The sequence below is a fragment of the Microcoleus sp. Pol7_A1 genome (assembly GCF_036701085.1).
Taxonomy (GTDB): domain Bacteria; phylum Cyanobacteriota; class Cyanobacteriia; order Cyanobacteriales; family Microcoleaceae; genus Microcoleus; species Microcoleus asticus.
The window spans coordinates 20,411-46,087 of the sequence record NZ_JAUBQD010000038.1; the positions used below are offsets into that span (position 1 = coordinate 20,411).

19 protein-coding genes and 2 tRNA genes are annotated in these 25,677 nt (G+C 44.7%); 9 read left to right on the forward strand and 12 right to left on the reverse strand.

What is annotated here, in order from left to right:
• The first annotated feature begins 134 nt into the window (after nt 1-134).
• Nucleotides 135-1,634, forward strand: a complete 1,500-nt coding sequence (locus QUA20_RS20265) for a GUN4 domain-containing protein (protein WP_333190850.1) — start codon at nt 135-137, stop codon at nt 1,632-1,634.
• 306 nt (nt 1,635-1,940) lie between these two features.
• Nucleotides 1,941-2,120: a hypothetical protein gene (locus QUA20_RS20270; RefSeq protein WP_333190851.1), complete on the forward strand. Its 180-nt coding sequence runs from the start codon at nt 1,941-1,943 to the stop codon at nt 2,118-2,120.
• Between the two features lie 112 nt (nt 2,121-2,232).
• On the opposite strand, the gene QUA20_RS20275 is transcribed toward QUA20_RS20270, so the two are convergent.
• Entirely contained in the window at nt 2,233-2,760 is a 528-nt protein-coding gene (locus tag QUA20_RS20275; protein ID WP_333190852.1) for a P-loop NTPase family protein, read from the reverse strand.
• A 355-nt stretch (nt 2,761-3,115) separates the two neighbouring features.
• On the opposite strand from QUA20_RS20275, the gene QUA20_RS20280 reads away from it, so the two are divergent.
• Nucleotides 3,116-3,673, forward strand: coding sequence for a nucleoside monophosphate kinase (locus QUA20_RS20280; RefSeq protein WP_333190853.1), 558 nt, complete (start codon nt 3,116-3,118; stop codon nt 3,671-3,673).
• Between the two features lie 139 nt (nt 3,674-3,812).
• The gene (gene rph, locus QUA20_RS20285) at nt 3,813-4,526 is read left to right on the forward strand and encodes a ribonuclease PH (protein ID WP_333190854.1); all 714 of its coding nucleotides are present in this window, start codon (nt 3,813-3,815) and stop codon (nt 4,524-4,526) included.
• A gap of 504 nt (nt 4,527-5,030) precedes the next feature.
• On the opposite strand, the gene QUA20_RS20290 is transcribed toward rph, so the two are convergent.
• The 3 genes from QUA20_RS20290 to QUA20_RS20300 form a co-directional block, all read right to left on the reverse strand.
• Nucleotides 5,031-7,211, reverse strand: a complete 2,181-nt coding sequence (locus QUA20_RS20290) for an ATP-binding protein (RefSeq protein WP_333190855.1) — start codon at nt 7,209-7,211, stop codon at nt 5,031-5,033.
• A gap of 322 nt (nt 7,212-7,533) precedes the next feature.
• On the reverse strand, nt 7,534-13,044 hold the full coding sequence (locus QUA20_RS20295) for an AAA family ATPase (RefSeq protein WP_333190856.1): 5,511 nt from the start codon (nt 13,042-13,044) through the stop codon (nt 7,534-7,536).
• A 421-nt stretch (nt 13,045-13,465) separates the two neighbouring features.
• Nucleotides 13,466-13,906: a KTSC domain-containing protein gene (locus QUA20_RS20300; RefSeq protein WP_172189928.1), complete on the reverse strand. Its 441-nt coding sequence runs from the start codon at nt 13,904-13,906 to the stop codon at nt 13,466-13,468.
• Nucleotides 13,907-14,336: 430 nt separating this feature from the next.
• Here QUA20_RS20300 and bchB point away from each other — a divergent pair, with 430 nt between their 5' ends.
• Together bchB and QUA20_RS20310 are read left to right on the forward strand one after the other, a co-directional pair.
• A complete protein-coding gene (bchB, locus tag QUA20_RS20305) occupies nt 14,337-15,863 on the forward strand; it encodes a ferredoxin:protochlorophyllide reductase (ATP-dependent) subunit B (RefSeq protein WP_333190857.1) in 1,527 nt (508 codons plus the stop codon).
• Nucleotides 15,864-15,917: 54 nt separating this feature from the next.
• Nucleotides 15,918-16,598 carry a hypothetical protein gene (locus tag QUA20_RS20310; protein ID WP_333190858.1) on the forward strand — a complete coding sequence of 227 codons (681 nt, stop codon included), beginning with the start codon at nt 15,918-15,920 and terminating at the stop codon, nt 16,596-16,598.
• A gap of 75 nt (nt 16,599-16,673) precedes the next feature.
• Here the strand turns inward: QUA20_RS20310 and QUA20_RS20315 are convergent, their stop codons facing one another.
• The 5 genes from QUA20_RS20315 to QUA20_RS20335 form a co-directional block, all read right to left on the reverse strand.
• Entirely contained in the window at nt 16,674-17,057 is a 384-nt protein-coding gene (locus QUA20_RS20315) for a DUF5615 family PIN-like protein (RefSeq protein WP_333190859.1), read from the reverse strand.
• A complete protein-coding gene (locus tag QUA20_RS20320; RefSeq protein ID WP_332981292.1) occupies nt 17,054-17,314 on the reverse strand; it encodes a DUF433 domain-containing protein in 261 nt (86 codons plus the stop codon). Before QUA20_RS20320 ends, QUA20_RS20315 begins: the two co-directional genes overlap by 4 nt.
• Complete coding sequence (locus tag QUA20_RS20325) at nt 17,311-17,520, reverse strand: hypothetical protein (protein WP_333190860.1); 210 nt, start codon at nt 17,518-17,520, stop codon at nt 17,311-17,313. Before QUA20_RS20325 ends, QUA20_RS20320 begins: the two co-directional genes overlap by 4 nt.
• 306 nt (nt 17,521-17,826) lie before the next feature.
• Nucleotides 17,827-18,663, reverse strand: coding sequence for an SGNH/GDSL hydrolase family protein (locus tag QUA20_RS20330; RefSeq protein WP_333190861.1), 837 nt, complete (start codon nt 18,661-18,663; stop codon nt 17,827-17,829).
• 564 nt (nt 18,664-19,227) lie between these two features.
• Nucleotides 19,228-19,605: a Mo-dependent nitrogenase C-terminal domain-containing protein gene (locus QUA20_RS20335; protein ID WP_333190862.1), complete on the reverse strand. Its 378-nt coding sequence runs from the start codon at nt 19,603-19,605 to the stop codon at nt 19,228-19,230.
• A 471-nt stretch (nt 19,606-20,076) separates the two neighbouring features.
• On the opposite strand from QUA20_RS20335, the gene QUA20_RS20340 reads away from it, so the two are divergent.
• Nucleotides 20,077-20,667 carry a rhomboid family intramembrane serine protease gene (locus tag QUA20_RS20340; protein ID WP_172189944.1) on the forward strand — a complete coding sequence of 197 codons (591 nt, stop codon included), beginning with the start codon at nt 20,077-20,079 and terminating at the stop codon, nt 20,665-20,667.
• 123 nt (nt 20,668-20,790) lie between these two features.
• Here QUA20_RS20340 and QUA20_RS20345 read toward each other — a convergent pair whose 3' ends face one another.
• Entirely contained in the window at nt 20,791-23,664 is a 2,874-nt protein-coding gene (locus tag QUA20_RS20345; RefSeq protein WP_333190863.1) for a PAS domain S-box protein, read from the reverse strand.
• 698 nt (nt 23,665-24,362) lie between these two features.
• Between QUA20_RS20345 and QUA20_RS20350 the strand changes: the two genes are divergently transcribed.
• Both QUA20_RS20350 and QUA20_RS20355 read left to right on the forward strand, forming a co-directional pair.
• Nucleotides 24,363-24,767: a hypothetical protein gene (locus QUA20_RS20350; RefSeq protein ID WP_333190864.1), complete on the forward strand. Its 405-nt coding sequence runs from the start codon at nt 24,363-24,365 to the stop codon at nt 24,765-24,767.
• 230 nt (nt 24,768-24,997) lie between these two features.
• A complete protein-coding gene (locus QUA20_RS20355; RefSeq protein ID WP_333190865.1) occupies nt 24,998-25,186 on the forward strand; it encodes a DUF2949 domain-containing protein in 189 nt (62 codons plus the stop codon).
• A 267-nt stretch (nt 25,187-25,453) separates the two neighbouring features.
• On the opposite strand, the gene QUA20_RS20360 is transcribed toward QUA20_RS20355, so the two are convergent.
• Nucleotides 25,454-25,530: transfer RNA gene (locus QUA20_RS20360), tRNA-Met, on the reverse strand.
• 74 nt (nt 25,531-25,604) lie between these two features.
• A tRNA-Met gene (locus QUA20_RS20365) sits at nt 25,605-25,677 on the reverse strand.

The window sequence follows — 25,677 nt, forward strand, 5'->3', positions numbered from 1 at the left end:
CGCCCCCTCCGATCGCGAAGGTGGCTGCTGCCTCCGTAAGGTTCGAGGTCTAGCCTCTACAACAACCAGCTCGCGATCGGACTCTTGAATAATATAAAACCCTGAGTATAATTTTGTTCGCATTTTTTTTATATATGACATACTGCCTTAATCTCGATTGCCCAAGAGACAAGCGTCAGAACCCACCAGGCACAAAGTATTGTCTTAATTGTGGTTCAAAGCTGCTGTTAAAAGACCTTTATGCAGCAACTGAACCGCTGCGCGACGGGGGATTTGGCAGGACTTTCCGAGCTGTCAATCATGGAAAATTTGAAGAATTGTGCGTGATCAAACAGTTGTCGCCCCCTCAAGAGTTCCAGCGGAAGCCCGCTCATTTTAAAAAATATGTTCGACTGTTTGAACAAGAGGCAAGGCGGTTATACGAACTGAAGCACCCGCAAATTCCTCAGTTAATTTCTTATTTTGAGGAAGATGGTCGCTTGTATTTGGTGCAAGAGTTTATTGATGGCAATAATTTAAAGGATGAATTAGACAAGTACGGTGCTTATAGCGAAAGTAAAACTAGCGAACTGCTGTTAGATTTGTTGCCTTTATTGAAGTTTGTTCACGAGAGGAATGTAATTCACCGCGATATTAAGCCTGAGAATGTGATCCGCCGATCTCGCGATCGTAAGTTAGTGCTGATAGATTTTGGGGTTTCCAAACAGGTAGTAGCTGCTGCTCCGGCGAAAACAGGAACTAAGTTGGGAACTCCCGGCTACGCGGCTCTAGAACAGCGTCACGGTAGGGCTGTTCCTGCTAGCGACCTTTACAGTTTGGGCGTGACTTGCATTCGGTTGCTGACTTCTGTTATGCCTTATCTCGACATCTACGGGGACATTCACGATGACCTTTACGACCCGCTTGAAGGCCGCTGGCTTTGGAGGGAGGCTTTACCAAAAGGAACACTAATTAGCCAGGATTTAGGTCAGGTTTTGGATAAGTTGATTCAGGAATATGTTAAAGACCGCTACAAATCTGCTGTGGAAGTTTTGGAGGCTTTAAAACCTCCTGTTATTGTTGTGCCAGCGCTGGAAAAGTTGCAGCAGGCAACTGTTCTTAGTCCTTCTGTACCGACTCAACCTGTGGCTGAGTATCCGGTAGTTTCTGAGAATTTAGAGTCGGAAAAAGGTATTGATTATTCTCACTTGGCAAGGCTGCTGGCTGCTAAAAATTGGCGGGGTGCTGATGAGGAAACTTCTGTGAAAATGCTGGAGGTGATGGAGCAAGTTTCACGGGGTTATTTGAGCGAGGAAGATATTAGGAAGTTTCCAGCTAAGGATTTGCAGACTATCGATCGACTGTGGGTGCGGCACAGTCACCGCAGATTCGGTTTTTCTGTGCAAAAGGCTTTGTGGGTAAAGTCGGGGGGAAAAGCTGGTGTTTATGATGCTACAGTTTGGGAGAAGTTTGGCGATCGAGTGGGCTGGCGGGTTAACAGCCAGTGGGTATACTATTCGGAGCTGAATTTTACTTCTAAGGCAAAGCCTGGACATTTGCCGGGGGGGACTGTTTTTGGGTGGGAAGGCGGGGTTTTGTGCGGTGTTTTGGGTTTGGGCGGGATCTGGTTTCTGCTGTCGCGGCGGGATTTGTAGAAGGAAGGTAGAAAGCAGAAGGCAGAAGGCAGAAGTTATTAGTCACGCTGCACGCTAGCGAAGTGGAAGTGTTAGTAATTAAATAGTTTTGAGTTGCGAATTAAAGATTTAACAAGTTTTGAGTTTAATCATATGTTCTCTAGAAAATAGGTATAAAAAAAGCGGAAAAAAAGATATAATTACAAACCATTTTTTTTGTGCTATGTTTTGAGAGAAGGGCAAGTTTAGAAAGTCAAAAGCCAGGCCTAGGCCCTGAATAAGTATCGTTGACTGGCTTTGGCTCCAATTTACCAAGGAGATATAATTATGTTGCCAGAAAAACGTCTCAAGCCGTGGACTGTAGTTCGCTCGCTTCCGAATGTGGAAAAGGTGGTTGTGGGTGAGTTTCGCAATTGGTCTGATGCAGACGGTCATTTGAAAATTCTCAAGCGGATGGTTCCGGCGGATCGATTGAGTGTTGTGTTCGATCCGGTAGTTCAAGCGTAATGTTGTTGCTAAATTGATAAGCGTGCGATCGCTCTTTGAGCTAAGCGATCGCCTTTTGTTTACATAAAAAATGCGACCGCTAAAAAGGCGATCGCAAGTTGAATTATTGTCATTAACTGCGGCGAATTTCAGTAATTTGGTCGGCAACATCCAAAATTGTTTGGGGCATGGATGGCCCGGTAAAAATCATATCCAAATGATGTGGCTTGTTGTCAATCAATGCCACCACTTCTGCTTCGGGAATCAAGCCCAAATTAACCGCTAAACTCAATTCATCGAGAATAACTAGCGCATAACGGCCTTCGCGCACCGCATTTTGAACGTACTGCCACAATTGTTCGATCGATCGCGTCTCAAGCTCATCTAAATCTGCCTGGTCAATGCAGCGGGGCAAATCGCAGCGCACCCAATCTAAATTTTGCCCCAGCCGCACCGGATGCTGATGCCCTTGATTAATTCCCCCTTTGAGAAACTGCACCGCCAGCACCGGAGCTCCCTGTCCTGCAATTCTGAGGGCTTGAGCCATGACACTGGTAAAAAAGCAGCGGTGCGGGCCTGTAAAAACTTGCACCAGCCCTTGAACTGTGTAGGGCAAGCTGTGGGTTAAATTGAGTTTAGGGGTTTGTAACTGAGCAACCATAGGGCAATATTTAATCAGCAACTAAGTCTTGAGTGCAGCTCCGACCTTGGCGCGGCTGAAGCCTGCTTGACAATATATAGTGTACTGGGCCGAGTGCATATCCGATCGAACACTAGATATACAAGTTGTCAAAAGCTAGCGGCAGTGGCATTCGCAGTCGTTTGTTCGATTTTTGAACTCAATTAGCACTTACGCAAAAACCGATTTTTTTTACCAAAATACGGCGGGGAGCGCCCTAGTTAGATAGTTAGACGGTGAAAAAGCAAGGCGATGAAAGTCTTGGGAAGTCCAGGACTGTTAAGAAAAGCTACACATCGCGTAGAATTTGAATGTCGCGGCACTAGGAGCAAGCACTGTGAGATTGGTGATTCTGGGAGGGCCTGGAGCGGGGAAGGGAACGCAGGCTGAAAAACTGTGCAGCAATGTGAGCATTCCTTTGCTTGCAGTAGGGGATATTCTCCGCGCGGAAATCGCAGGTGAAACAGACTTGGGCAAGTTCGCGGTGCCTTATGTGGAAAAAGGGGAGCTAGTTCCCGATGAAATTTTGATTAAATTTATCGGTCGCCGGCTGCTGCTGTGGGATGTCTTTAATGGGTGGGTGTTGGAGGGATATCCGCGAACGGCTTTTCAAGCTGAGGAGTTAGATTTTTTGCTGAACGATTTGGCTCAGCAGCTAGATTGGGCGATTTGGTTGAAAGTGCCGATCGAGGTTTTGCTGAGGCGATCGATCGAGCGCGATCGAGCGGATGACCACCCTGAAATTTTACAGCGTCGGCTCGATGTGTTCCACGAACGAACTATTCCTCTTTTAGAGTATTACGAACACCGCAACAAACTGTTAACTGTCAATGGCGACCAATCCCCTGAACAAGTCCAGCAGGATCTTCTCAAATTGATCGAGGCTAAGGGCTAATAGTCATACCATTTTAGATTTTAGATTTTAGATTTTAGATTGAATAACTGCATATGTAAGGAATCAAACAAAGCCGGAATATTAATGCCCAATTGCAATTTTTAATTCCCAATTATCCATTACGAATCACCTAAATATTATGTCTTTCCAGCGTCCCGACGGCCGACAACCAAATCAACTTCGTCCGATTAGTTTCGATCGAGAGTTTACCAAATTTGCTAGCGGCTCGGTGCTAGCAAAAAGTGGCGATACTCAGGTACTTTGCAGCGTTACAATCAAGCCTGGAGTGCCGAGATTTTTGGAGAATACCGGACAAGGTTGGCTAACAGCGGAATACCGAATGTTGCCAGGATCTACGCCGCAGCGCCAAGAGCGGGAATTTATGAAATTATCGGGACGCACTCAAGAAATTCAGCGGTTGATTGGGCGCAGTTTGCGATCGTGCTTGGATATGCAACTATTGGGCGAACGCACAATACTTGTGGATGCGGATGTTTTGCAAGCGGACGCTGGGACTCGCACGACTTCAATTACTGGCGGGTTTGTGGCTGTGGCTGATGCTTTGAACAAGTTGGTGCAAAAAGGTGATTTAGTGCGATCGCCCATTATTCGTCAAGTGGCTGCCGTGTCTGTGGGGCTTTTGGAAGGCGAGCCGTTTTTAGATTTGAATTATCTTGAAGATGTGGCGGCTGAAATTGATTGCAATGTGGTAATGAATGGAGATTTGAACATCATCGAAATTCAGGGAACTGCGGAAGCAGGAAGTTTCAGCCGGAGTCAGTTAAATCAAATTTTGGATATGGCAGAAACTGGGATTCAGGAATTATTGGAGGCTCAGCGACAAGCTCTTTAGCTTTTAACTTCCTTGGAGTCAGCGAAAGTTTCTCTGCGTTCAAAAAGGCAAAAACCAAACCCCAACACGGCAAGGACTGAACGATATTGATTGATAAATGAGAAATTGAACCTTCATATAAAGTAGTCAACTCCACATTAGGTTAAAACAGAGATGTTGCACCATTCGACCTAAGGCTTTTCTGGGCGGGTTCTCCTGCCCACCCCACAAGAAATTCATTCTTAAGGAGAGGCCGGAAAGCCTGTTATTGAGAATGCTGCAAGATGTGAGTTAAAACATAAAATCTCAACTAAAGTGACGGGTTTAGATTTTGTTATTAAGAGTTTATATGTCAGGAAGCTCCGCGCTCCGACAGCAATCGGGTTTTTAAGTCTTATTCAAGGTTTGAACGAAGTATGGGGGTTAGAAAACTCGGTTTCTGCGTTCAGGACTATATGTGACAGGCATTTAGTCAAATGGTTTAATAACGGCTGATACTTGGCCTTACATAGCTTCGCTGACGTGTTAGCGGATGGGAATTTGAATCACAAACTCGGTTCCCTCACCAGGAGTAGAGAAGCACTCCAGTTTACCGTTATGTTTTTCCGTGACAATTTGATAGCTGATAGACATTCCCATCCCTGTGCCTTTTCCAATCGGTTTCGTGGTGAAGAAGGGATTGAATATCTGTTGCTGAATGTCTTGGGGAATACCAGGCCCGTTATCTGCGATCGCAATTTGCACCCAGTGGCCATCAACCACTGAAGTCATAATTTTAATTTGATTGGGATTTGCCTGGATATCCTGAAACGTTCGACTAGCATTGCCATCTTCTAAAGCATCGATCGCATTGGTGAGAATATTCATAAACACCTGATTGAGTTGTCCCGCGTAGCATTCCACCAGGGGTAGAGAACCGTAGTCTTGAATCACCTCAATAGACGGTCGTTCCGGTCTATTTTTGAGGCGGTGTTGCAAAATCAGTAGGGTGCTGTTAATACCCTCATGGATATCCACTGGTTTAAACTCTGCTTCGTCCATCCGCGAAAAGTTCCGCAACGACAGGACAATTTGGCGGATGCGATCCGTACCCATTTTCATCGAAGACAGCATTTTGGGCAGGTCTTCTTGCAAGAACTCCAGGTCGATTTCTTCGGCTGCGATTTGAATTTCGTCAGCAGGGTTAGGATAGTGCTGTTGATAAAGCTGCACGAACTTCAACAAATCTTGGGCGTATTGCTGTGTATGGACGAGGTTGCCGTGAATGAAGTTGACCGGGTTGTTAATTTCGTGGGCGACTCCAGCAACCAGTTGCCCCAAACTAGACATTTTTTCGCTTTGAATTATCTGTGATTGGGTGCGTTGCAACTGGCTTAGGGCGTTTTTGAGTTCAACGGTGCGGTCTTCCACCCGGTCTTCTAATTCTGCATTACTTTTTTCTAAGGCGGTAAACGATTCGCGCAGTTGTCTTGCCATGTGGTTAAAGGAGTTGGCAAGGGCGTTGAGTTCTTGAATACGGCTGTCTTCTACAGCTTGGTCGAAGTTGCCAGATGTTATTGCCTCACTCGCCCGATTCAGTCGCAGAATCGGACGCGCAATCCAGCCGGAGGTGAGAACGCCCATCCCACAAGCTACCCCCAATGCTGCTAAGCAGAGCAAGATTGTGGTGCGGGTGTTGGCATCAATCTGTGCCATGAATTCGCTTTCTGGCACACTCACCACCACTAACCAATCCAATCCATATTGGTCGCGCCAGGGAGTGAGTTGCACATAGTAGAGTTCTCTCTGAAAATCAAGTCGGAGATTGGTGTCTTTAGAAATAGATTGAAACCCTTTGAAGCGTTGCTGGATTTGTTTGGCAATTCCCTGCACTATGGGATTGGGACTGTCGATCGCCTTCAAACGCCGAATCTCGTCTTTGACGGTGGTAAAGGGCTGTTCTTTTCCAGAATTTGCGATCAACAGCCCATTGCGCTCAATGATGAAAACCTGCCCTGAGCTACTGACATCTATATTCCGTAAGAAATGGCTCAGTTTCAACAGATGGATATCGACTCCAACCATTCCTAGCAAGCGATTATTTGTGTCATAGATGGGGCGACCCGCCGAGGCAACAATATAAGGATGACCGGGATAATTCCAGGTATAGATCCGCGACCAAAGAGGTTTACCTGCTCGCACGGGTTCGGCGTACCAGGTTTCAGTAAAGCTACTCCAATTAGTGACACTAACGATACGGGTACGATTACCCCGGTCATCGGTGGCGTAGGTTTGGAGATTGTTTAGAGGTTTGGGACTCCAATCATCGATCACGACGGTTTTGCCGTCGTAGCGTGCGGCTCCGGCCCCATAACCAGTCGTCAGTCCGATGCCGATGTAAGTCAGGTCATAAGCCTGCATTTGGTGCCAAAAATACTTACCGACGGTTTGGCGATCGCGCACATCTAGCAATCCCATCCGAATCGCATCGGCGTTAATCTTAATCACTTGATGCGGAATAGATAAATAAGCCTCCAGATGTTGATTCACCGAAATGCTGGTTCGATGCATCAACTGAGCCGCCAGGTCGTTTACGGCTTTTTGTCCATTTTTGAACGACAAATATCCCACCAGACCGACCGCTCCAAAGATTTGCAAAGCAAATGGGACGATCAGTATGAGCTGCAATCCGATCGCCTTAGTTTTGGCGAAGTGACGTATGTTCATGCTCGAAAATTACTTTTCTTTTAGTGTGTTCTACTATACACTTCCATCATGTTTATACACACAATATTAACTTTTTTAAGTAAAAAAATAAGATTTTTTATGCTTTGCCAGAGCATTGCCACCTCGTCGCGATCGAAAGTCCTCATTGCGGCTGAAAAAGGGCGATCGCGCTTTTGTCGAAACCAGAGCGATCGGCTTTAATGCAGAGTTTTAGCCGAGTTAACAGTGCGAATTCAAAGTTTAGTAAACGCAATCCGTGGTCGGATTGTTAAGGGTTGCTAATTGGAATTGATTTGGGGATTTGGGTTGATAGTCGCGCCGATTACAAAACTTGCCTGGGGGCGATCGGAATTTCAATAATAAACTCGCTCCCCTCTCTCGGTGCAGACACGCAAGTCAACTTTCCGCCGTGAGAACTAACCACAATCGAGTGCGAAATAGACAATCCTAAACCAGTTCCCGAACCCACTGGCTTAGTTGTAAAAAACGGATCGAATATCTTGTGCAGCACCTCAGTGCTCATTCCAGGGCCGTTGTCAGCAATTCTAATTCTAGCAGAATTCCTGTCTGTCACCTCTGTAGAAATCGTAATAGCAGGCTGGTTCTGAGAGTTTTCCGGGCAATCTCTTGCTATGAGGAGAGCATCGATCGCATTTGTCAAAATATTCATAAATACCTGATTCAACTGAGACGCATAACAAGTAATTAGTGGTAGCGTGCTGTAATTTTTAATCACCTCAATTCCCAAACGCCCGCCCTCTTTTCTCAGGCGCGGTTGCAGCAACATCACCGTACTGTCGATGCCTTGATGGATATCTACCGACTTCATTTGCGCTTCGTCGAGGCGCGAGAAATTCCGCAAGCTCAGCACAATATCCCGGATTCTTTCCGCTCCTACTTTCATAGAATCCAGCAGCTTTTGCAAATCTTCGCTCAAAAATTCCAGCTCAATTGTTTCTATTTCCTCTAGGATTTCATCAGCCGGTTCGGGATAGTGCTGCTGGTAAAGCTCAATCAATTTTAGCAAGTCTTTAACGTATTCGCTAGCCGGATTGAGATTGCCGTAGATGAAACTTACAGGATTATTAATTTCGTGAGCTACACCAGCCACCATTTGCCCCAAACTCGACATTTTTTCCGTTTGGATTAATTGAGCTTGAGTTAGTTTAAGCTCGCGCAAAGTTTGTTCTAAACGCTCGTTCTTTTCATTTAACTCCTGCGTCCGCTCTTGCACTTTCTGTTCCACCGAATTGTAAAGCAGAGCATTCTCCAAAGAAATAGCAACTTGGGAAGAAAGCAACCTTAAAACTTCCAATCTGTGGGGAGTAAATGCCCCGACAGTTAAATTGTTTTCTAAATAAAGAATGCCGATCAGTTTGCCTTGATTGATGATGGGAGTACACAAAATAGATTGCAGTTGGTGTTTGGCGACGTAAGGATCGCCTGTAAATAGTCCCTCAGCCGCCGCATTGCTCAACACCAAATCCGAGCGAGTCCTTTCCACATAATTAATCACCGTCACAGGTAAATCCTGATAGCCTTCAACAGGCGTAAATTGCAGCACGGCTACATCTTCAGAAAATACTGACGCTTTAGCTAAAATCAACAGTTGACCATCTCTGACTAATATCAGAAAACCTAATTGAGCACCCGCATTTTCCAAGGATATTCTCATCAAAGAAGCCAGCAATTTATCGAGGACAATTTCGCTAGAAATTGCCAGAGATGCTTTCATTACCGTTGCTAAATCCAGCACTCTCGCATCGCTGCCAGTAGAAGTATGAATAGTTGTTGTAGTTTGATTGTTGTTAAAACTTCCGTTGAGCGGCGTCATTTCCCGCAACTGCGGATACTTCTGTTCTAAATCTTCTACTTTGCGGACTGCACCCCAGCGCAAGTAGCACGAGTGAGCTTCGCGCAAGTGGATTTTGGCATATTGATACTTGCCTTTACTCAACCAAAACTTAGCTGCTAGTTCATTAGCCAGCGCTTCATTTTGGACAAACTCATTGTCTTGGGCTAAACTTATAGAGAAATCGTACAGCTCTACAGCTTCTGAATCTTTCTTGGAAATTCTGGCTATTTCTGCTTGTACTAAAAGGTACTTGTGCAGAAAATTTTCGGCACAGTTGTCTGCCCAAATTTTCATCTGTTTTTGGTTGGCTTCTAACTTTTCCAAGTATTCCTTTTGCTTGTCTTCGGAAACATTTGGGAAAACGGCTGCTAAAACTAGAGAAAAGAAAAAATTCCATTCTGTAGCTGGTATGGCTCCGGTAATAAAAGATAGCTGTTTTTCTACTTCAAAAGCTAGTTCTAGTGCTTCGTTGAAGTTGCCGTACCAGTACATTACCTGGCATTTCCGAATCTGATAAAGGCAGAGCGAGTACAAATTTTGATGAGCTTTACAGTTGTTGACGTATTCAGCTTCGCTGATATCTTCGCTTTCAAATACAAACTTTTCAGAAGTTAGTTTGCTCAAGTTGCGCAGGATTAACTCTACCCCTAATAATATATCGGTTACGAGCTGATTTTTGGTTTTTTGGCTGAACTGCAAATACCTGCTTGTGTCGGCCAGAATTTGCGAGATTTCTTTACCTTGAAAAAATGAGTTAGCTATGCGGTTGGACAGGATATAACCCGCATACTCTAAATCTCCTGATTCTAAAGCTGCTTGATATCCTTCATTGCTGATCGCGTGGGAATCTTTGATGTGGTTGAACCAGTAATAAAAAATACTGACCAGGGATGAACAAGCTCTGCACTTCAAGCCGATATTGCCAGATTTTTCGCTGAGATTCAGCGAGAGCAAGCCGAATTGATACGCAGCTTTGTAATCTCCCGAAACTGCGTTTAAGAACATACCGTAGCCAGCATAGCAAAGAGAGGCTTCGGGTACTAAACCGTATTGTAGAGAAAGATTGACTCCTTTTAAAACGCTGACTTTCCACAAGTCGGGATTTTTGAGGTACGCCGATGTGAGCAAGTTTGTAATTAATTTTACTGCAACTTTTTTGTCTGGTACAGTCATTTCCGGGGCGTCTATCAGGGAAGCTATTTCTCTACCAGCTAAAATATTCGTGGCTGCTGCAAATTCTTCGGATATGACTTTTTGTAGCCCGTCTAGCGGCAAGTCAATTCCGAGCAAGTCCAAAGCTTGGATTCCGGCTTTAACGGCTTCTTCGTACTTCGCCCGCAGGGTGTACTGGACGATCAGCAGGTTGTAAATTTCTACCTTTTCTAAGGCCGATCGCGCTTTTTCCAAAGTTATATTAATAAATTCTTCAGACTTCTCAAAAAAACCGTTTAAATACTCAACATTTGCCCGTTCCATGTGCAAGGCAAAGGCTAAATCGTAGTGGGCATCCCAAATATCGGCGCTCAAACCGTCCATGCCTGCGGTCAAATACTGCAAGGCAGCAACATAAGCAGTGGCATCTTTGGCTCTGCGGGCGGCGTCTAAATTCAGCGTTGCCAGTTCAATTAATTCTCGATCGTCTTTAATTAGCGATCGAGCTACATTCAAGTGATCGACTAATTCAAAGATTCTGTCAGCGCGATATTCAGCCGGAGTGTTTTCTAGGATTTGCCTGCCTATTTTCAGGTGAACTGCCTTTTTTTGCGAGTCGTCGATTAGAGCGTAAGCTGCTTGCTGTACCCGATCGTGCAAAAATTTATAATTCAGAATTAAAAGCGGAAATAGCACGTAATCTAATGACTTGCTTTCCAATTCCGAAGTTGGCAGAATCAGTCCCGACTTAATCGCCGGCAACAGGTGAGAAAAAGTTTCAGAGGCTTCTTTTTCATGAATTAAAGAAAGAGTATTTAAGTCAAATTCGTTGCCCAAACAAGCCACTAAACGCAAAACTTGCTGCGTTGAACTTGGCAGTTTTCTCAATTTTTGTACCATCAAATCTACTACATTGTCAGTGATAGCGCACTGCTCAATTTGACTCATATCCCAATGCCAGCCGCCCTTGATCCCCGACTGTGGCTGGTGAAAAACTAGCAAGTTTTCCTGATACAATGTTTGCAGGAATTGATTTACAAAAAAAGGATTGCCGTCGGTTTTGCTGATTACCAATTCAGCTAAGGGTTTCACAGATTCTCGATCGCTGTGCAAAGTCTCGGCAATCAAATGAGTTATGTTTTCCACCCCCAGCGGCGACAAAGCAATCTGATTAATGATAGCTTCCTGATTTCGCAGCGTCTCCACAGTCATCATTAAAGGATGAGTAGGACTAACTTCATTATCCCGATAAGCGCCAATTAAAAACAGATATTGCGTAGCTTCATCTGTCATCATCAATTCGATCAACTTGAGAGTAGCAGAATCAGCCCACTGCAAATCGTCGAGAAAAATTACCAGCGGATGTTCGGGCTGGCAAAATACGCGAATGAAGTTTTGAAAGACTAAATTAAAGCGGTTCAGAGATTCCGTCGGCCCCAATTCAGCTACAGGAGACTGAGCTCCGACAATTAGTTCAATTTCCGGAAGGACATCAATAATAATTTGCCCATTTTGACCAAAAGAACTGCGGAGTTTTTCGCGCCAAACTGCTAATTGAGCCTCGCTTTCAGTTAAGAGTTGTCGCACCAATTCCGAAAAAGCGCTGACAACGGCAGAGTAAGGAATAGTTCGCTTGTACTGGTCAAACTTTCCCCCAATAAAATAGCCGCGCCTGCGGGTAATAGGTTTGTCTAAAATCTTTACCATTGCAGATTTGCCAATGCCGGAATAACCAGCAATCAGCATCATCTCGCTGCGAGATTTATGCTGTCCTCTCGATAAGACTGACAGGGAAACTTCTTTCCTGGATTTGCTCTCTTTCTTGATGACAGAAATTTGGGATTGTTCGGTGCGGGTTCGATTATTTGTTGCTGCTACCCGTTCAAATGCCGCTAAAAGAGTTTCAACTTCTCGCTGTCTGCCGTAAAGTTTTTGAGGTATTTGAAATTTGTCGGAAATATCTTGGCTGCCGAGAGGAAACTCGGAAACAACCCCAGATGTTTGCCACTGAAACAAGCAGGATTCCAAATCGGCTTTTAGTCCCCAAGCGCTTTGATAGCGCTCCTCAGCGGTTTTTGCTAACAATTTCATCACAATATCTGAAACAGCTTTAGGAATTTCTGGGGCTATTTCAGCGAGAGGTACTGGCTGTTTGGCTATGTGACAGTGAACTAACTCCATGGGATCTGTAGTGGGAAAAGGGAGCTGTCCTGCCAGGATTTCATAGAAGGTGACGCCGAGGGAATAAAAGTCGGTGCGGTAATCGATTACCCGGTTCATTCTGCCGGTTTGTTCCGGCGACATATAGGCTAAAGTGCCTTCTAAAAAATTAGGATTTTTATTCGGAACGTGTTCCAGGTTTGATGCAGTTGAGATGCTGAAATCTATGAGTTTAACTTGTCCTGTAGCTGGATTAAAAACTATATTAGAGGGGTTGATATCTTTATGAATTACATTTTTACCATGAATCTCTCCCAAAGTTTCAGCAACTTTGATGGCAGTAGTCAGAAATCCTAAAATTGTAAATTTTTGGGAAGCCATAAAGATTTTTAAAGATTCGCCCCCAAAATCTTCTAAGATCATTGCCAGACTATTTCTAACCTGCTGCAACTTGTAAACTTTAACAACTCCGTCCAGCAGGTTTAAGTTGGCAGTAATTTCATATTCGCGCTTGTATCTATTCAGTTCTTCAGGAGTCGGATAGTCTTCTTTGATAAGTTTGATAATAACAGGTTGGTTGTCCTGCTCGTTGTGGCCGCGGTAAACCAGGGAAGTGCTGCTTTCATAAATGAGAGCGAGAACTGCAACGCCGGGAATTGCCATCATAGTTGGGTTCTCTCAAATTAGGTGTGCTTGGTCAATGTTACAGGACTTACGCGCGGCGGGCTAGAAACCCTGTTTCTTCGTTGCTAGTCGTTGACGAACCCAAGATTTTCTCGTATAAGCCGGGTTTCTTTTCGTAAATCCTATGTTATCCTTCATTATCGCTCAAGAGATATCTTTTGGGATGTGTGGGAAGACACGCCTTGACAGCAAAGAACTGCTGAGGTGACAAAAGCGCCTTCGGGGTTTCGTCACTTCAGCAGTTACGTAAACAAAAGCACAAATATAGGATTGGTGCAAGGATTTACTGTGAGACTCGATCGCACGCCTGACAAAAAAAACAATCTCAGCTTTTAGGAGATTGCTTGAATGAAGGCCTCACACCTCAATCAAACCGCGCAAAGGTGCAACTCCTAACTACACGCTAGTCATCAACGCGCCGGCTCGAATAATAACCTTTAATCTCGGAGTTAAAAAATTTGCCTGTAGAATCAGCATCTTGTAGAGATTCCCACATTTGGGGTTCCACATCGCTGTATTGATAGACTGACCCGCTGCTAAATTCTATTTGCAAAACTTGCTCCTCTTCGTCGTATCCGATCGATCTAGCCATTTCGGAATCTACCGACATCATCGCAATTGGTTCTGGGCTTGAAGCAATTTCTTTTAATTCTATACCAGCACTGAGTTCTGTTGAATCTGTATTCGCGATGAAATCAACCATTTGCAGCCCTTCCTTTGCAGCTTCGGGAGCGACAATTTCGATAAATTCGACTTCTTCCCCCCGCTCGATTAACAGTCCTAGCTTGCCGTTAGAGTGACCAACTGCTAATACGTTGCTCAAGTCTATTTTGGATAGTTTCATGGGATTTGTCAAGGATTGATTTTACGTCAATATCTCCCCCGCTTTGCAACTTTTGATGCCGGGAAAATAGTCGATTAATTAATACTTTATTCTGAGTTGGCTAAAAAGTCAATATATATTTTGCGAAAATTCTGGCAGCAATCTAGCTGTAAGTTGCGCCAGGGGTATCCTACGTTGATAAAATTTGCCGATTTATTAACGAAACTTGACAATAAATTAAGAATTATTGCCATAAAACAAAGGTAAAGTTGTGGGAATTGCAAGTTAAATCCCAAGCAGCCAAAGCGTTTGAGCAGTTCTCAAATCTGTAAATCCTCAGAAAGTTACTATTTCTAAAGGATTCATCCGGTGAGAAAATCAGAAACAACCTTAAAATTTAGCAGTAATCGCCCGATCGGGCAATTCTCAACCAGCACCAGGAAAAATACCTATGAAATTGGCTTATTGGATGTACGCAGGCCCAGCCCACATCGGCACTTTGCGCGTCGCCACTTCCTTCAAAAACGTCCATGCGATCATGCACGCACCCATTGGAGACGACTATTTTAACGTCATGCGTTCCATGCTGGAGAGGGAACGGGATTTCACCCCGGTGACTACCAGCGTCGTTGACAGACACGTACTGGCGCGGGGCTCGCAGGAACGGGTGGTGGACAACATCACCCGCAAAGACAGAGAAGAACACCCAGATTTAATCGTGCTCACCCCGACTTGCACCTCCAGCATTCTGCAAGAAGACTTAGAAAACTTCGTGGAGCGAGCTCAATTGGATGCTAAAGGCGATGTATTGCTAGCCGATGTCAACCATTACCGCGTCAACGAACTGCAAGCTGCCGATCGCACTTTGGATCAAATCGTCCAGTTTTACATTAACAAAGCCCGCAAAAAAGGCGATTTAGTAGAAGCCAAAAGCGAAAAACCATCGGTCAACATTATCGGTATGTCTACGCTGGGTTTCCACAACCAGCACGACTGCACCGAGTTGAAGCGTTTGATGGCAGATTTGGGCATTGAAGTCAACGAAGTTATTCCCGAAGGTGCTTCGGTTCACAACTTAAAAAGACTGCCGCGCGCTTGGTTTAACTTGGTTCCTTATCGGGAATTGGGGATGATGGCCGGGGAGTATTTGCAAAAAGAATTCGGCACGCCGATGGTGGATATTACGCCGATGGGCGTGGTAGAAACTGCGCGCTGCATTCGCAAGATCCAACAAGTTTTGAATGCGCAAGGTGCTGATGTTGATTACGAAAATTTCATCGACCAACAAACGCGGTTTGTGTCGCAGGCTGCTTGGTTTTCGCGATCGATCGACTGCCAAAACTTAACTGGCAAAAAAGCCGTCGTATTTGGCGATAATACGCACGCTGCGGCGATGACGAAGATTTTGGCTCGCGAGATGGGAATCCACGTTGTGTGGGCTGGAACCTACTGCAAACACGACGCTGACTGGTTCCGGCAAGAGGTTAGCGAGTATTGCGATGAAGTGCTCGTTACGGACGATCACGGGGCGATTGGAGATGCGATCGCCAAAGCCGAACCTTCGGCAATTTTCGGCACGCAAATGGAACGCCACGTCGGTAAGCGGTTGGATATTCCCTGCGGGGTAATTGCTGCACCGATTCACGTCCAAAATTTCCCGATCGGCTACAAGCCATTTTTGGGTTATGAAGGCACGAATCAGTGCGTAGATCTGGTTTACAATTCCTTCACTTTGGGAATGGAAGACCACTTGCTGGAAATCTTCGGCGGTCACGATACCAAGGAAGTGATTACGAAGGGTATTTCGGCTGATTCTGATATGGGTTGGACGAAGGATGGACAGGCAGAATTGAATAAAATCCCTGGCTTTGTGCGGGGTAAGGTGAAGCGGAATACTGAGAAGTTTGCGCGCGATCGGGGGATTGATAAGATTACCGTTGAGGTGCTGTACGCGGCGAAGGAATCTGTCGGGGCGTAGTTTGGATTGCGGTAAGGGCATCTCTTGTGGATGCCCTTACCGATCTATAAAATCTTGCACAGATCTCTTTCACCCCTTAATTTTGGAATTACTTCAGTGATTTTGATAAGGAAGATTATTTCAGCATTAATTGCAACTGCTCTTATTACCGGAACCGTTTATCTTGGCATTCTGTCGGGAAAAGATAATCGTTTTGTAATTTGGTTCGGTATTGCCTCTGCTATTGCTGCCCCCGTTGGTCTAAACTTATTTAATTACGCATTATTTAGCCGTTCTGATAGGAAAATTATACAGCAGCTTGCTAAAGTTCCCGAGATCGAAAGGTTAATAGAGCAGGCTAAAACTCAGGAGGAAAAGATCCAAGTTCTCGAAGCAGAACGTTCACGACTTGCAGAAATTGTAAAAATTGAGTCGCGGCGACAAGCAGCCTTGGATAGGATAGATAGCTTGGAGGGTGATGCTGTGAGGATTTTAGCTGAACTCGAAAATCTCGATAGAGAACTAATTTTAATAGATGAGCAGGTTGGCGAAAGTGCTATAAGTGAGGAAATTCGACGTTTAAGGGAACGTATAAAAGCTCGTGAAGATGGAGATGTCATTCTCCGACTTGGTTCTAGAGTTTATCGCATTGACCGAGATATTATCAAAGCCTTACCTTTCGGATCGGGATACCTATTAATTGCATATTTCGCAGAAATGTTGGAAAAGGCAATGCTACCTAAACAGCCTCGGTAAAAAGGTTTAGCTGTACGGATGTATCCAATAAAAAGTTTATTCTTGAATAAATTTATCCATTATTTCTGCCCGCATTTAGTCAGATTCATCTTCCGATATTGCTTGATATTCCAAAAGCTGTTCCCCTCGGATAATCCACAATTTACCCGCAACTTCTGCCGCATCCAATCCGCGAATTAATATTTCTACTGCCGCTGGCAAATCTTGCGGTTGCGCTTGAGAAGGTAGACGCAGTAACACAATCCCAGAATAATCAGAAGGATTGTAGCGGAGGCGATTGCCAAACCCCCTATCCAAAGTCACCAAACATCTATCTTCCCTCCGACATATATCAATTAATAATTCATCCGGTGTGGAACTCAAATTTTGTTCCCGTACAGTCGCAACATCATGGCCAGCCAAACGTAACATCGAAACAACGCGGATGCTGCCCAAATTTTCATCAAGTTTTAACTTCACTTTAAAACTACCTTTTTTTCACCCAGAGGAATTTCGACATAATAATCTCTTGCCAACTCAGCCCCATAAGCAATACAAGCCAAAATGTCTTCTCGTTCAATTCCCGGATATTCCTCAAGCAATTCTTCCAAAGTCATGCCGCTAGCTAGAAAGTCAAGAATCAGAGAAACCCAGATTCGATGACCGCGAATACACGGTTTGCCAAAGCAGATATTCGAGTCGATTGAGATGCGAGACAGTAAATTATTTTGAGTCATGTCTTTTCAATTAGATATTTTCCATCTTCGCGCATATCGGGAATAATTGTATCCCAATTAATCAGTTCTTGATTTTTTATTAATGATGCTTTGACGACTAAGACTCCACCAACATAATGAACCTCGCACTCTTCATCCATATTTGCTGGTTTGCTGTTGCTAGTTTCATCGGAGGGTGAAGCTACTTCCTGCTTTCTCCGCTGCATCCCAAAAAATCAGCAAATTTCAAGATTCCTTGCAGTTCGATTTTAGAGAAATTTTTCAGTTGGTCAACAAATTTTTCTGGGAATAGGTATTACGGCTATTTTTTCCTTGCTTAAGACAACCGCTAGATTCAGTTTAACCTGAGGCAGCAGCGATCGCCCTTTTCAAACCAAGGGCGATCGCCCACGAGAGAAATTTCTACAATATCAGATGAGCCAATCTTGCTCTCAGGCAAAAAATCATGTCAACCTCTACGAAAAGGAAGTATCCCGATCTTGTGGCGATCGCCCGGAAAGCCTAAAAATGGTTTACCGAAACGTCCCTAATTCAGATTTAATCATCCCGCTTTCCTGCACAATCGCGGAGGCTGCTTCCCCCAAAATTTTGTGTGCGGCCGTCGTCGGATGAATGCCGTCCCAAAACAAAAAGCGATCGGGACTACCACAAACACCTCCACCCGATAAACACGCATTCGTCACATTAGTCAAGCCATATTTAGCCGGGTTTGCGATCGCTTCGCGATAAAGTGCATTAGCATCCAAAGTCGCGATTTTCAAGTCTGAATGCTGTTGATTTAATACCTTAACAGCTCGCCTCAAACCTTGATTGTGTGCTTGTGTTAATGCAGTGAGCCTTGTAGAACTAGCGCCTATTCGCGTCGCCGGTAACTGCCCCAAATCTGGTAAATTTGCCAGCAGGATATTTTTGGCACCCACACCAGCAAGAGACGCGATCGCCTTCGCCACATTTTCAACGGGAAGATTCGCATTATTTACCCCCTGCAAATAATCATTTGCACCCGCCCACAGTACATACAGCGCATGAGGATTTGCCTGTTTTTGGGAGTTAGTCCATGACTGAACTTGCGCTAACAAACCAGGGACAAGGCTATTGCGATCGCTCCCCGTTGTTGCACCTCCATAAGCCAAATTAGTAACTCGTGTAGGCGGCAAATTTAGGCGATCGGCAAGATACTCTACCCAAACTTTACCATTCGAGTAACGCCCTTGAAAGTAAGTCGAACGAGGCGGATATTGACCCCCGCTCGCTCGAAATACCATTCCCATATCCGAAAGACTGTCCCCAAATACATATAGTTCATTGACAGCCTCAGAACTTTGAGCTGATAGGATGAGTGCAACCATAAAAGATAAAACCGCAATAATTACGGCAAAAAACGTTTTTTTCAACACTTGGTATTAGTTATATCCTTGAAATATTTGATAATTTGTACCAGGTAATTACCGAGTTCGTGATTTTGACATTTAGTGTTAGTTATATTCTTGAAATCGCTTAAATATTGGTCTCAATTACTAATATATCAATTTGGTAAAAAATGTGGGGAATAAACCTGAACTTTAATTGCGGTTTGCCTCACTCCACTGCTCAACCTACATAGATTGGTGATGTCCTTGACACTTGTCTAATGGTATCTAGCTCATAGCGCTGTGGAGGGGGCAAAACCGTACATATTTTGGGAGATAACCCAATAAAGTTAGGCAAGAGGCGAACCACGAAAACCTCCCAAACAACCACCCTTGAGATAACTATCCATCACGGAATAAAAGAATTGATTGAAAGCGGATTTACTGGGCGAGCAAGAAATCGATCGCACTTTAGATCCTTGAAAGCCCGCACAAAACAAAAACCCTCCCCAACAAGGAGAAGGGAGGGTGAAAAGACAGTTAAAAATTTAAGTTTTTGCAGAATTAACAATAAGGAGTCACATCCTCGCCACACTCGTCAGCCAAATAACACAAAGCACGAAAGCGCAGCCCAACGATTTGCTCGTAAAGCGGATTTAACTTGCACAGCGGCGGAATGGATAATAAAGTGCGAGCGCCAAGTTTGAATTCTCGCTCAAACGGACACTGGCTAGGAATAAATTTACACAGCAACCGAGCCAACTTTTGACTTTTAATTGCAGTGTTATCAAGCCATTCTTTTAGCGGATGCAAGGGGTCAAAGTGTGGCTTTTGACCGTAAGGTTGAGAATTTGTAGCGACATTAACTGCGGTTTCTTGTTTGCTAAACCTTACCCAATTTGGTAGAGTTCGGTAGGAGACTGTATGCTCAAATACGTTCATTTTGCTCTGTTCCTCTTTGATAACGAGGTGCCAAGAACTCTTTGTAGAGCTTGTGCTATATTATCTACAATCAGTATCTACAGCATCTCGTTTTGCTTTACCGGATTGAACTTCTTAAATTAATGACTTAGGGCGAGAAAAGTAGTTCCTGATTTTTTTTTAAAGACGGTGTGCACTCTAAAAAGTGTCCTCATTTCAAGCCCAACAATTGATTGATAGGGTAAAAATTCTGTCTTCTACTTTTTAGCTTCAACCTTCGGTTGACTCTCCTTTTGTAGTTCAATTACAATTGTGACGCATCGAGGTGAATTATCCTATACGTGAAAATGCGGAACTTTTAATAAAACTTATCATATTTCTAAATAAGCTCTGCTGCAAACAACCCTGAAACCTTGCCCCAACTATATTTGGTCGCGATCGCTCAGAAACTCCTACAATGAGAAATAATCGGTATCACCGCCCTCACAACCCATGAGCAACCCAGAAAGCAAAGCTATCACCCGCGAATTGCAAAGCCACGCCGCCATTCTCGGCGGCTTCGTCTCCCTCCTCTGGATTATCGAAATTGTCGATGTATTCGTGTTCCGAGGCAGGCTGAATGCCTACGGAGTCCGCCCCCGCAGCATCGACGGACTTCAAGGCATCCTGTTTATGCCTTTTTTGCACGGCAGTTTTGCTCACTTAGCAGCCAATACCCTCCCTTTTGTGACATTTGGTTGGTTGATAATGCTGCGAGAAATTAGCGACTTTTTTATCGTGAGTGCCGTCACGGTGCTAGTCAGCGGATTCGGAGTTTGGCTGACCGGCGCCCCCTATTCCGTTCACATTGGTGCCAGCGGATTAATCTTTGGTTATTTCGGCTTCTTGCTGCTGCGTGGCTATTTTGAACGCAGCTTTACCTCTATTTTGGTATCTTTAGTTGTCGGTTTTTTCTACGGCAGTTTAATTTGGGGAGTTTTGCCCTCGCAGCCGGGAGTTTCCTGGCAAGCGCATTTCTTTGGCTTTGTCGGCGGGGTATTAACCGCTCAATTTTTGGGGCGGCAGAAACGGAAAATTAACTAGGATTAGGACTTATGGTGCACGGTATCATGACCGTAGTTTATTGCCCCGAACTTATCTGAAAGCGTAGGTTTTTTGTCAATAAACCTGGTTTATTCTGTAAGAATTGCATCCCGGACAGCAAGACTAACTGCTTACTAATAATTCAACCCGCGCCGGCAAGCACACTGTAAAAACCGAACCGCAACCTAACTCGCTTTCAACCTGCATATCGCCACCCATCATCACGCAAAAGTGACGGCTAATAGTCAATCCCAAACCAGTGCCGCCGTACTTGCGCGTAGTTGAGGCGTCGCCCTGCATAAAAGCTTGAAATAAATGCTGCAATTGTTCGGAGGAAATCCCAATGCCCGTATCAGCTACGCGAAAAATTATTAAGTCGGAAGGTTCTGCTATTTCTTGAGTTGTTAAGCTTTCATGTTTAACTCTTTCAATGCAGAGGGTAATAGTGCCGTTTTCTGTAAATTTAGCTGCATTGCTCAGCAGGTTGAGCAATATTTGACGAGTTTTGGTAATGTCAGCATACATCACTTCTAAATCGCTACCACAATCAACTTCAAACTTATTATAATTTTTATATACCAAGGGTTTGACAGTAGAAACTACCTCGTCAATTAAATTAACCGGGTTGAAAGTTTCTAAGTAAAGTTCCATCCGCCCTGCTTCAATTTTAGAAATATCTAGAATGTCGCTAATTAAAGACAGCAAGTGTTTGCCCGCCATTTGAATTTTGTGCAAGTCGGGGATAAAATCTTCGCAGCCTAAATCCTCGGCGTCTTCTTTGAGCATATCGCTGTAACCAATAATCGCATTGAGGGGAGTTCGCAATTCGTGGCTCATATTCGCTAAAAAGGCGCTTTTGGCTTGGCTTGCGGCTTGAGCTATTTCCGCTACTTTTTGGAATTCTTCTGCTAATTTGCGCTGAGTAATATCTTCAGCAATACCGACGATGCGGTAAATTTCTCCGGTTTGGCTGCGGACTGGAAAAGCCCGATCGCGCACCCAGCAAACTGAACCTTCCGTTGGCGTAGCCCCCGTAGGGGATCGCACTACCCGATACTCCTCATCATAATCGCCCAGCACCTGTTTCTCAAAAGCAGCCTTGACGCGATCGAGATCCTCCGGGTGAATAGCATCCCAAAAAGCCTCCGGTTCTGACTGCAAACTCTGACAGCTCAAATTCCATATTTTCTCGCAAGCAGGGCTCACATAAACTAGCTGCTTTTGATTGGGTTCTCTAATCCAAAATACCTCATGAATATTTTCTGCCAACTGACGAAACCGCTCCTCGCTAGCCCGCAACTGCCCCACAGCACTGTGAAATTCAGTCACATCCTGAATCAGCGATGCCACCCCGATAATGCTGCCGTCAGCATCAACCAAAGTCGTATTGTACCACTCGCAAAGAATAATTTTGCCGTCCTTTGTCATGTTCTCGTTAATGCTACTAATTCCTCCTTGATTAGTTAGCAAAGTGATAGATAGTTGCCTGACATACTCCTTAGCACTTTCAGGAACTATTAGATCGACTCCGTGGCGTCCCATTGCTTCCAAGCGGTTGTATCCAAAAATTCTTTCCGCTGACAAATTCCATTCCGCTACTTCAAAGTTTAGATCCCATTCAATCGCCCCCAAAGGAGTTTGGTGAAGATGGAGAGCCAGTTTTTGCTGCGATTTTTGCAAAGAAAGAATTAATTCATTTTTGTCGGCGATCGCAGATTCTACCCGATCTTCGAGAGTAGTAAACGACTCTTCCAATTGAGCGGCCATCATATTAAAAGAGCGAGCCAGGACACCCACCTCATCCTCCCGCTCTACAGACGCCATCAAGCGGAAATCTACCGCCATCCCGTCCCATTCTCCCCGCGACAAAGCCTCGGCAGCCTTGCTCAGACGCTGAATCGGTACAACAATCCACCTCGAAGTCAGAGCGCCAATCGCCGTTGCCACCACCAAAGCACCGAAACACAGCAACACTGTGTAGCGAGTGTTGGCATTAATCCTTTCCATAAAATCGGCTTCCGGAACCGCCACCACAATCAACCAGTCGAGGCCCCTGCTGTCTAAAAGCGGCGTCACCTGTAGAAATTGCCGTTGACCGTCGATCGTAAAATCTAACTGGCGAGATCTGTCAATTTTGTGCAAATCCCCGAAGTGTTCTGTCAAATAGCGGGCGGTCGATCGAATTAGAACATTCTTGCTACTGGCTGCCACAATCCGTTTCGCAACACCATTACTAACAATAAATGGCGGTTCCAGAGTAGAATTTGCCACCAATTGCCCAGACCTTTCTACAATAAAAGTCTGTCCTGATTTGCCAATTTTTAGAGTTTCCAAGAATTGATTGAGCTTGGAAAGTGCCAAGTCAGAACCCAGAATTCCTATCAGTTTCCCATCCTCGCCATAAACTGGTTGAGCAGCCGTAATCGCTAGTTTGGGAGCGTCAAAATAATTATAAATTTTACTCCAAGTCGGTTTCCCTGCGCGCACCGGAGCTATGTACCAAGGTCGGGCGCGGGGGTCGTAGTTGAGAGTAGTTTTTAATAGCTTGGTTGGTTCGTCGAACTCCGACAGCACGTAGCTATGCAAATTATAGCCAGTAGATTGATTAGAAATCTGAACTTGCAACTTGCCGTCTTCGAGGCGTTCAACTCCAATAAAATCTTTTTTTTCGGATGCGAATTGAATGTAGCTAATTTTGTCAAAAATTTTGATTTGTTTGTAGAAGTAGCGTTGCAAACTATCACTATCCTGCTCGTTCACCATGCCGAGACGGATGGCATCGAGATTGAGCTGATTGATTTGGTGTGGCGTTTCAATATAATTATTAATATGTTGCTGGATACGCGATGTGACTTCTGTCCGCAGTTGTGCGGCAACATGGTTGACGGCTATGCGCCCGTTCCGCAGCGACAGCCACCCCGTCAACCCTACAGCAGCGAAAGTCTGAAGGGCAAAAGGCACAACAAGGACGATGCGAATTGGCACTTTGCCTGACATTTTTAAAATTTGGTCGGTCAAATATCTGATTGGCATGATGAAGCAGAAATATTACGAACCCACAACATTTCAGAAAAGTAAAGCCTGACGAGGGCAAATTTTGAAGTTGAGATGGTTTTAGTAGGCAAAGTGCTGTTAAGAGTTCGGAATTTGTCGCTGGTAATTGAATTTTTAACGACTGCCACCGCCATCTTAGCGCGATCGTCCCCTTTAACAACAGGGGCGATCGAGAGGAATGCACTATTAATCCTAGGATCGCCCTACACGCTCATACTATTATAGATTTGAGATGAAAGAATTAAACAATTGGGAAAGACTGATTCTGTAAGGGTTTAGAATTTGCCCGCTTTTGCATTCTTTTTTAAACTGGTATCTGAAACGGGGTTTTATTAGCGTTTCGGCCTGCAGCAACGAACTATTTTCATGACAAAAAAACTGGTGGATACCAGTCCGTGCCTCCAGCACTAACTATTTTTCTACTCCCGACGTGCGCTAATCAAACAAACCGAGTTTTTGGTTGACTCATTCCTGAAATGACGTATTTTGGCGTTTCAACCCGGTTGCTGCGTCAGTTGTATGTTTCCGATAACGCTATCCAAAGTTATAAGTTTTGCCGGAACTTTAATTGATATCTCCACAAGCAGCTACTTTTGATAGAGTGCAACTTAATTCCGGCTGAGTACAATAAGCATAGTAGGATGCAACTAGCGGAGGCATGGATGATGAACGCAGTTATTGCTACTCTTGGCACTGCTCTTGGACTGAGTTCAATTTTTATCGGTTTCACCCCGGCGGTTCTCGCCCAACAAAGACTGCAACCAGCGCCCCAAAATTCGGAAACGACTTTATCCGGCGACTCCCTCAGGACTGTGGAGGACAGAACCGTAGACTCGGACTACCAAAACTTGATTGGTGAACCAGAAACGGCGGCTAATTCTGCTAGAAGGGAAAGCAGCTTGGGCGACACATTTCGCCTCAAAATCGATGGCCCATTGGAATTTATCACTACTCCTTCGGACGCCCAGCGTCAAGGAAATCCTTTACCTCCCAAACAAACCGACAGTGGCACAGAAGCGGGAGTTCAGCTTCAGCTAGGACTTTAGCAATTTTAAATTAATTCATTTGAAGCAAGCGATCGCGGAACCCAATTTTTGATGGTCGGAATTATTGTGACTGCGATCGCCTTTTTTTATGAGTTTTATCACAAGTTTTGTGCCGTTTCCATCACACCACATCGCCGATTCTCAACAGAAAATTAGGACTATTAAACTTCTGATTCAGCCGGCTAAGCTACATATCTTTACAATATCGTATAAAACTGGCGGTGAAGGTGATGGGAAAGGCTCTACTACTCGATTATTTGCGGGGGGAGTTGGCGATATCGAATTCTGCGATCGCCGTTGCTCTCCGACACGGTGAACAAGACGCCAGCCAACTGCCGATGGTTCTGTGGCAGTACGGATTAGTTACACTGGAACAGTTAAACCTGATTTTTGATTGGCTGGAAGCTCAGCCGATTTAGCAATTTAAAATCCTGAGTTGAAAAAGATGGATATCGGATTGCAGATTTTTGACAAATTAAGCTTGCACAAACGATCGATCGTCGAAAAGTATGGGGTTAAGTCTGGAAGTTGAGGATCGGTCCGATCTTTTCCTTTTGGATAAAACACAAATATCCAGTAGGGACACAGCAGTGCTGTGTCCTAATTTTTCTTACAGATAGAGGTCAGGGACGGTATAAAACAAACCCCAGCAACTTTTAGGCTGCCGGGGCTTGTCTTATTTAATTTGGTGGCGGGAAGTGGATTTGAACCACTGACCTTCGGGTTATGAGCCCGACGAGCTACCAGGCTGCTCTATCCCGCGTCGCTTTGTCTGTCTCTAGTGGTTTCCAAAAACAAAACCCTGAAACCTTAATGATTACAGGGTTCGCTTGAATTTGGTGGCGGGAAGTGGATTTGAACCACTGACCTTCGGGTTATGAGCCCGACGAGCTACCAGGCTGCTCTATCC

Bases quoted from the DNA above. Each gene is read 5' to 3' on its own strand.
- QUA20_RS20265 (WP_333190850.1), top strand. From the start codon at position 135: ATGACATACTGCCTTAATCTCGATTGCCCAAGAGACAAGCGTCAGAAC.
- QUA20_RS20270 (WP_333190851.1), top strand. From the start codon at position 1,941: ATGTTGCCAGAAAAACGTCTCAAGCCGTGGACTGTAGTTCGCTCGCTT.
- QUA20_RS20275 (WP_333190852.1), bottom strand. From the start codon at position 2,760: ATGGTTGCTCAGTTACAAACCCCTAAACTCAATTTAACCCACAGCTTG.
- rph (WP_333190854.1), top strand. From the start codon at position 3,813: ATGTCTTTCCAGCGTCCCGACGGCCGACAACCAAATCAACTTCGTCCG.
- QUA20_RS20290 (WP_333190855.1), bottom strand. From the start codon at position 7,211: ATGAACATACGTCACTTCGCCAAAACTAAGGCGATCGGATTGCAGCTC.
- QUA20_RS20295 (WP_333190856.1), bottom strand. From the start codon at position 13,044: ATGATGGCAATTCCCGGCGTTGCAGTTCTCGCTCTCATTTATGAAAGC.
- QUA20_RS20300 (WP_172189928.1), bottom strand. From the start codon at position 13,906: ATGAAACTATCCAAAATAGACTTGAGCAACGTATTAGCAGTTGGTCAC.
- bchB (WP_333190857.1), top strand. From the start codon at position 14,337: ATGAAATTGGCTTATTGGATGTACGCAGGCCCAGCCCACATCGGCACT.
- QUA20_RS20320 (WP_332981292.1), bottom strand. From the start codon at position 17,314: ATGACTCAAAATAATTTACTGTCTCGCATCTCAATCGACTCGAATATC.
- QUA20_RS20325 (WP_333190860.1), bottom strand. From the start codon at position 17,520: ATGCAGCGGAGAAAGCAGGAAGTAGCTTCACCCTCCGATGAAACTAGC.
- QUA20_RS20330 (WP_333190861.1), bottom strand. From the start codon at position 18,663: ATGGTTGCACTCATCCTATCAGCTCAAAGTTCTGAGGCTGTCAATGAA.
- QUA20_RS20335 (WP_333190862.1), bottom strand. From the start codon at position 19,605: ATGAACGTATTTGAGCATACAGTCTCCTACCGAACTCTACCAAATTGG.
- QUA20_RS20340 (WP_172189944.1), top strand. From the start codon at position 20,077: ATGAGCAACCCAGAAAGCAAAGCTATCACCCGCGAATTGCAAAGCCAC.
- QUA20_RS20345 (WP_333190863.1), bottom strand. From the start codon at position 23,664: ATGTCAGGCAAAGTGCCAATTCGCATCGTCCTTGTTGTGCCTTTTGCC.
- QUA20_RS20350 (WP_333190864.1), top strand. From the start codon at position 24,363: ATGCAACTAGCGGAGGCATGGATGATGAACGCAGTTATTGCTACTCTT.
- QUA20_RS20355 (WP_333190865.1), top strand. From the start codon at position 24,998: ATGGGAAAGGCTCTACTACTCGATTATTTGCGGGGGGAGTTGGCGATA.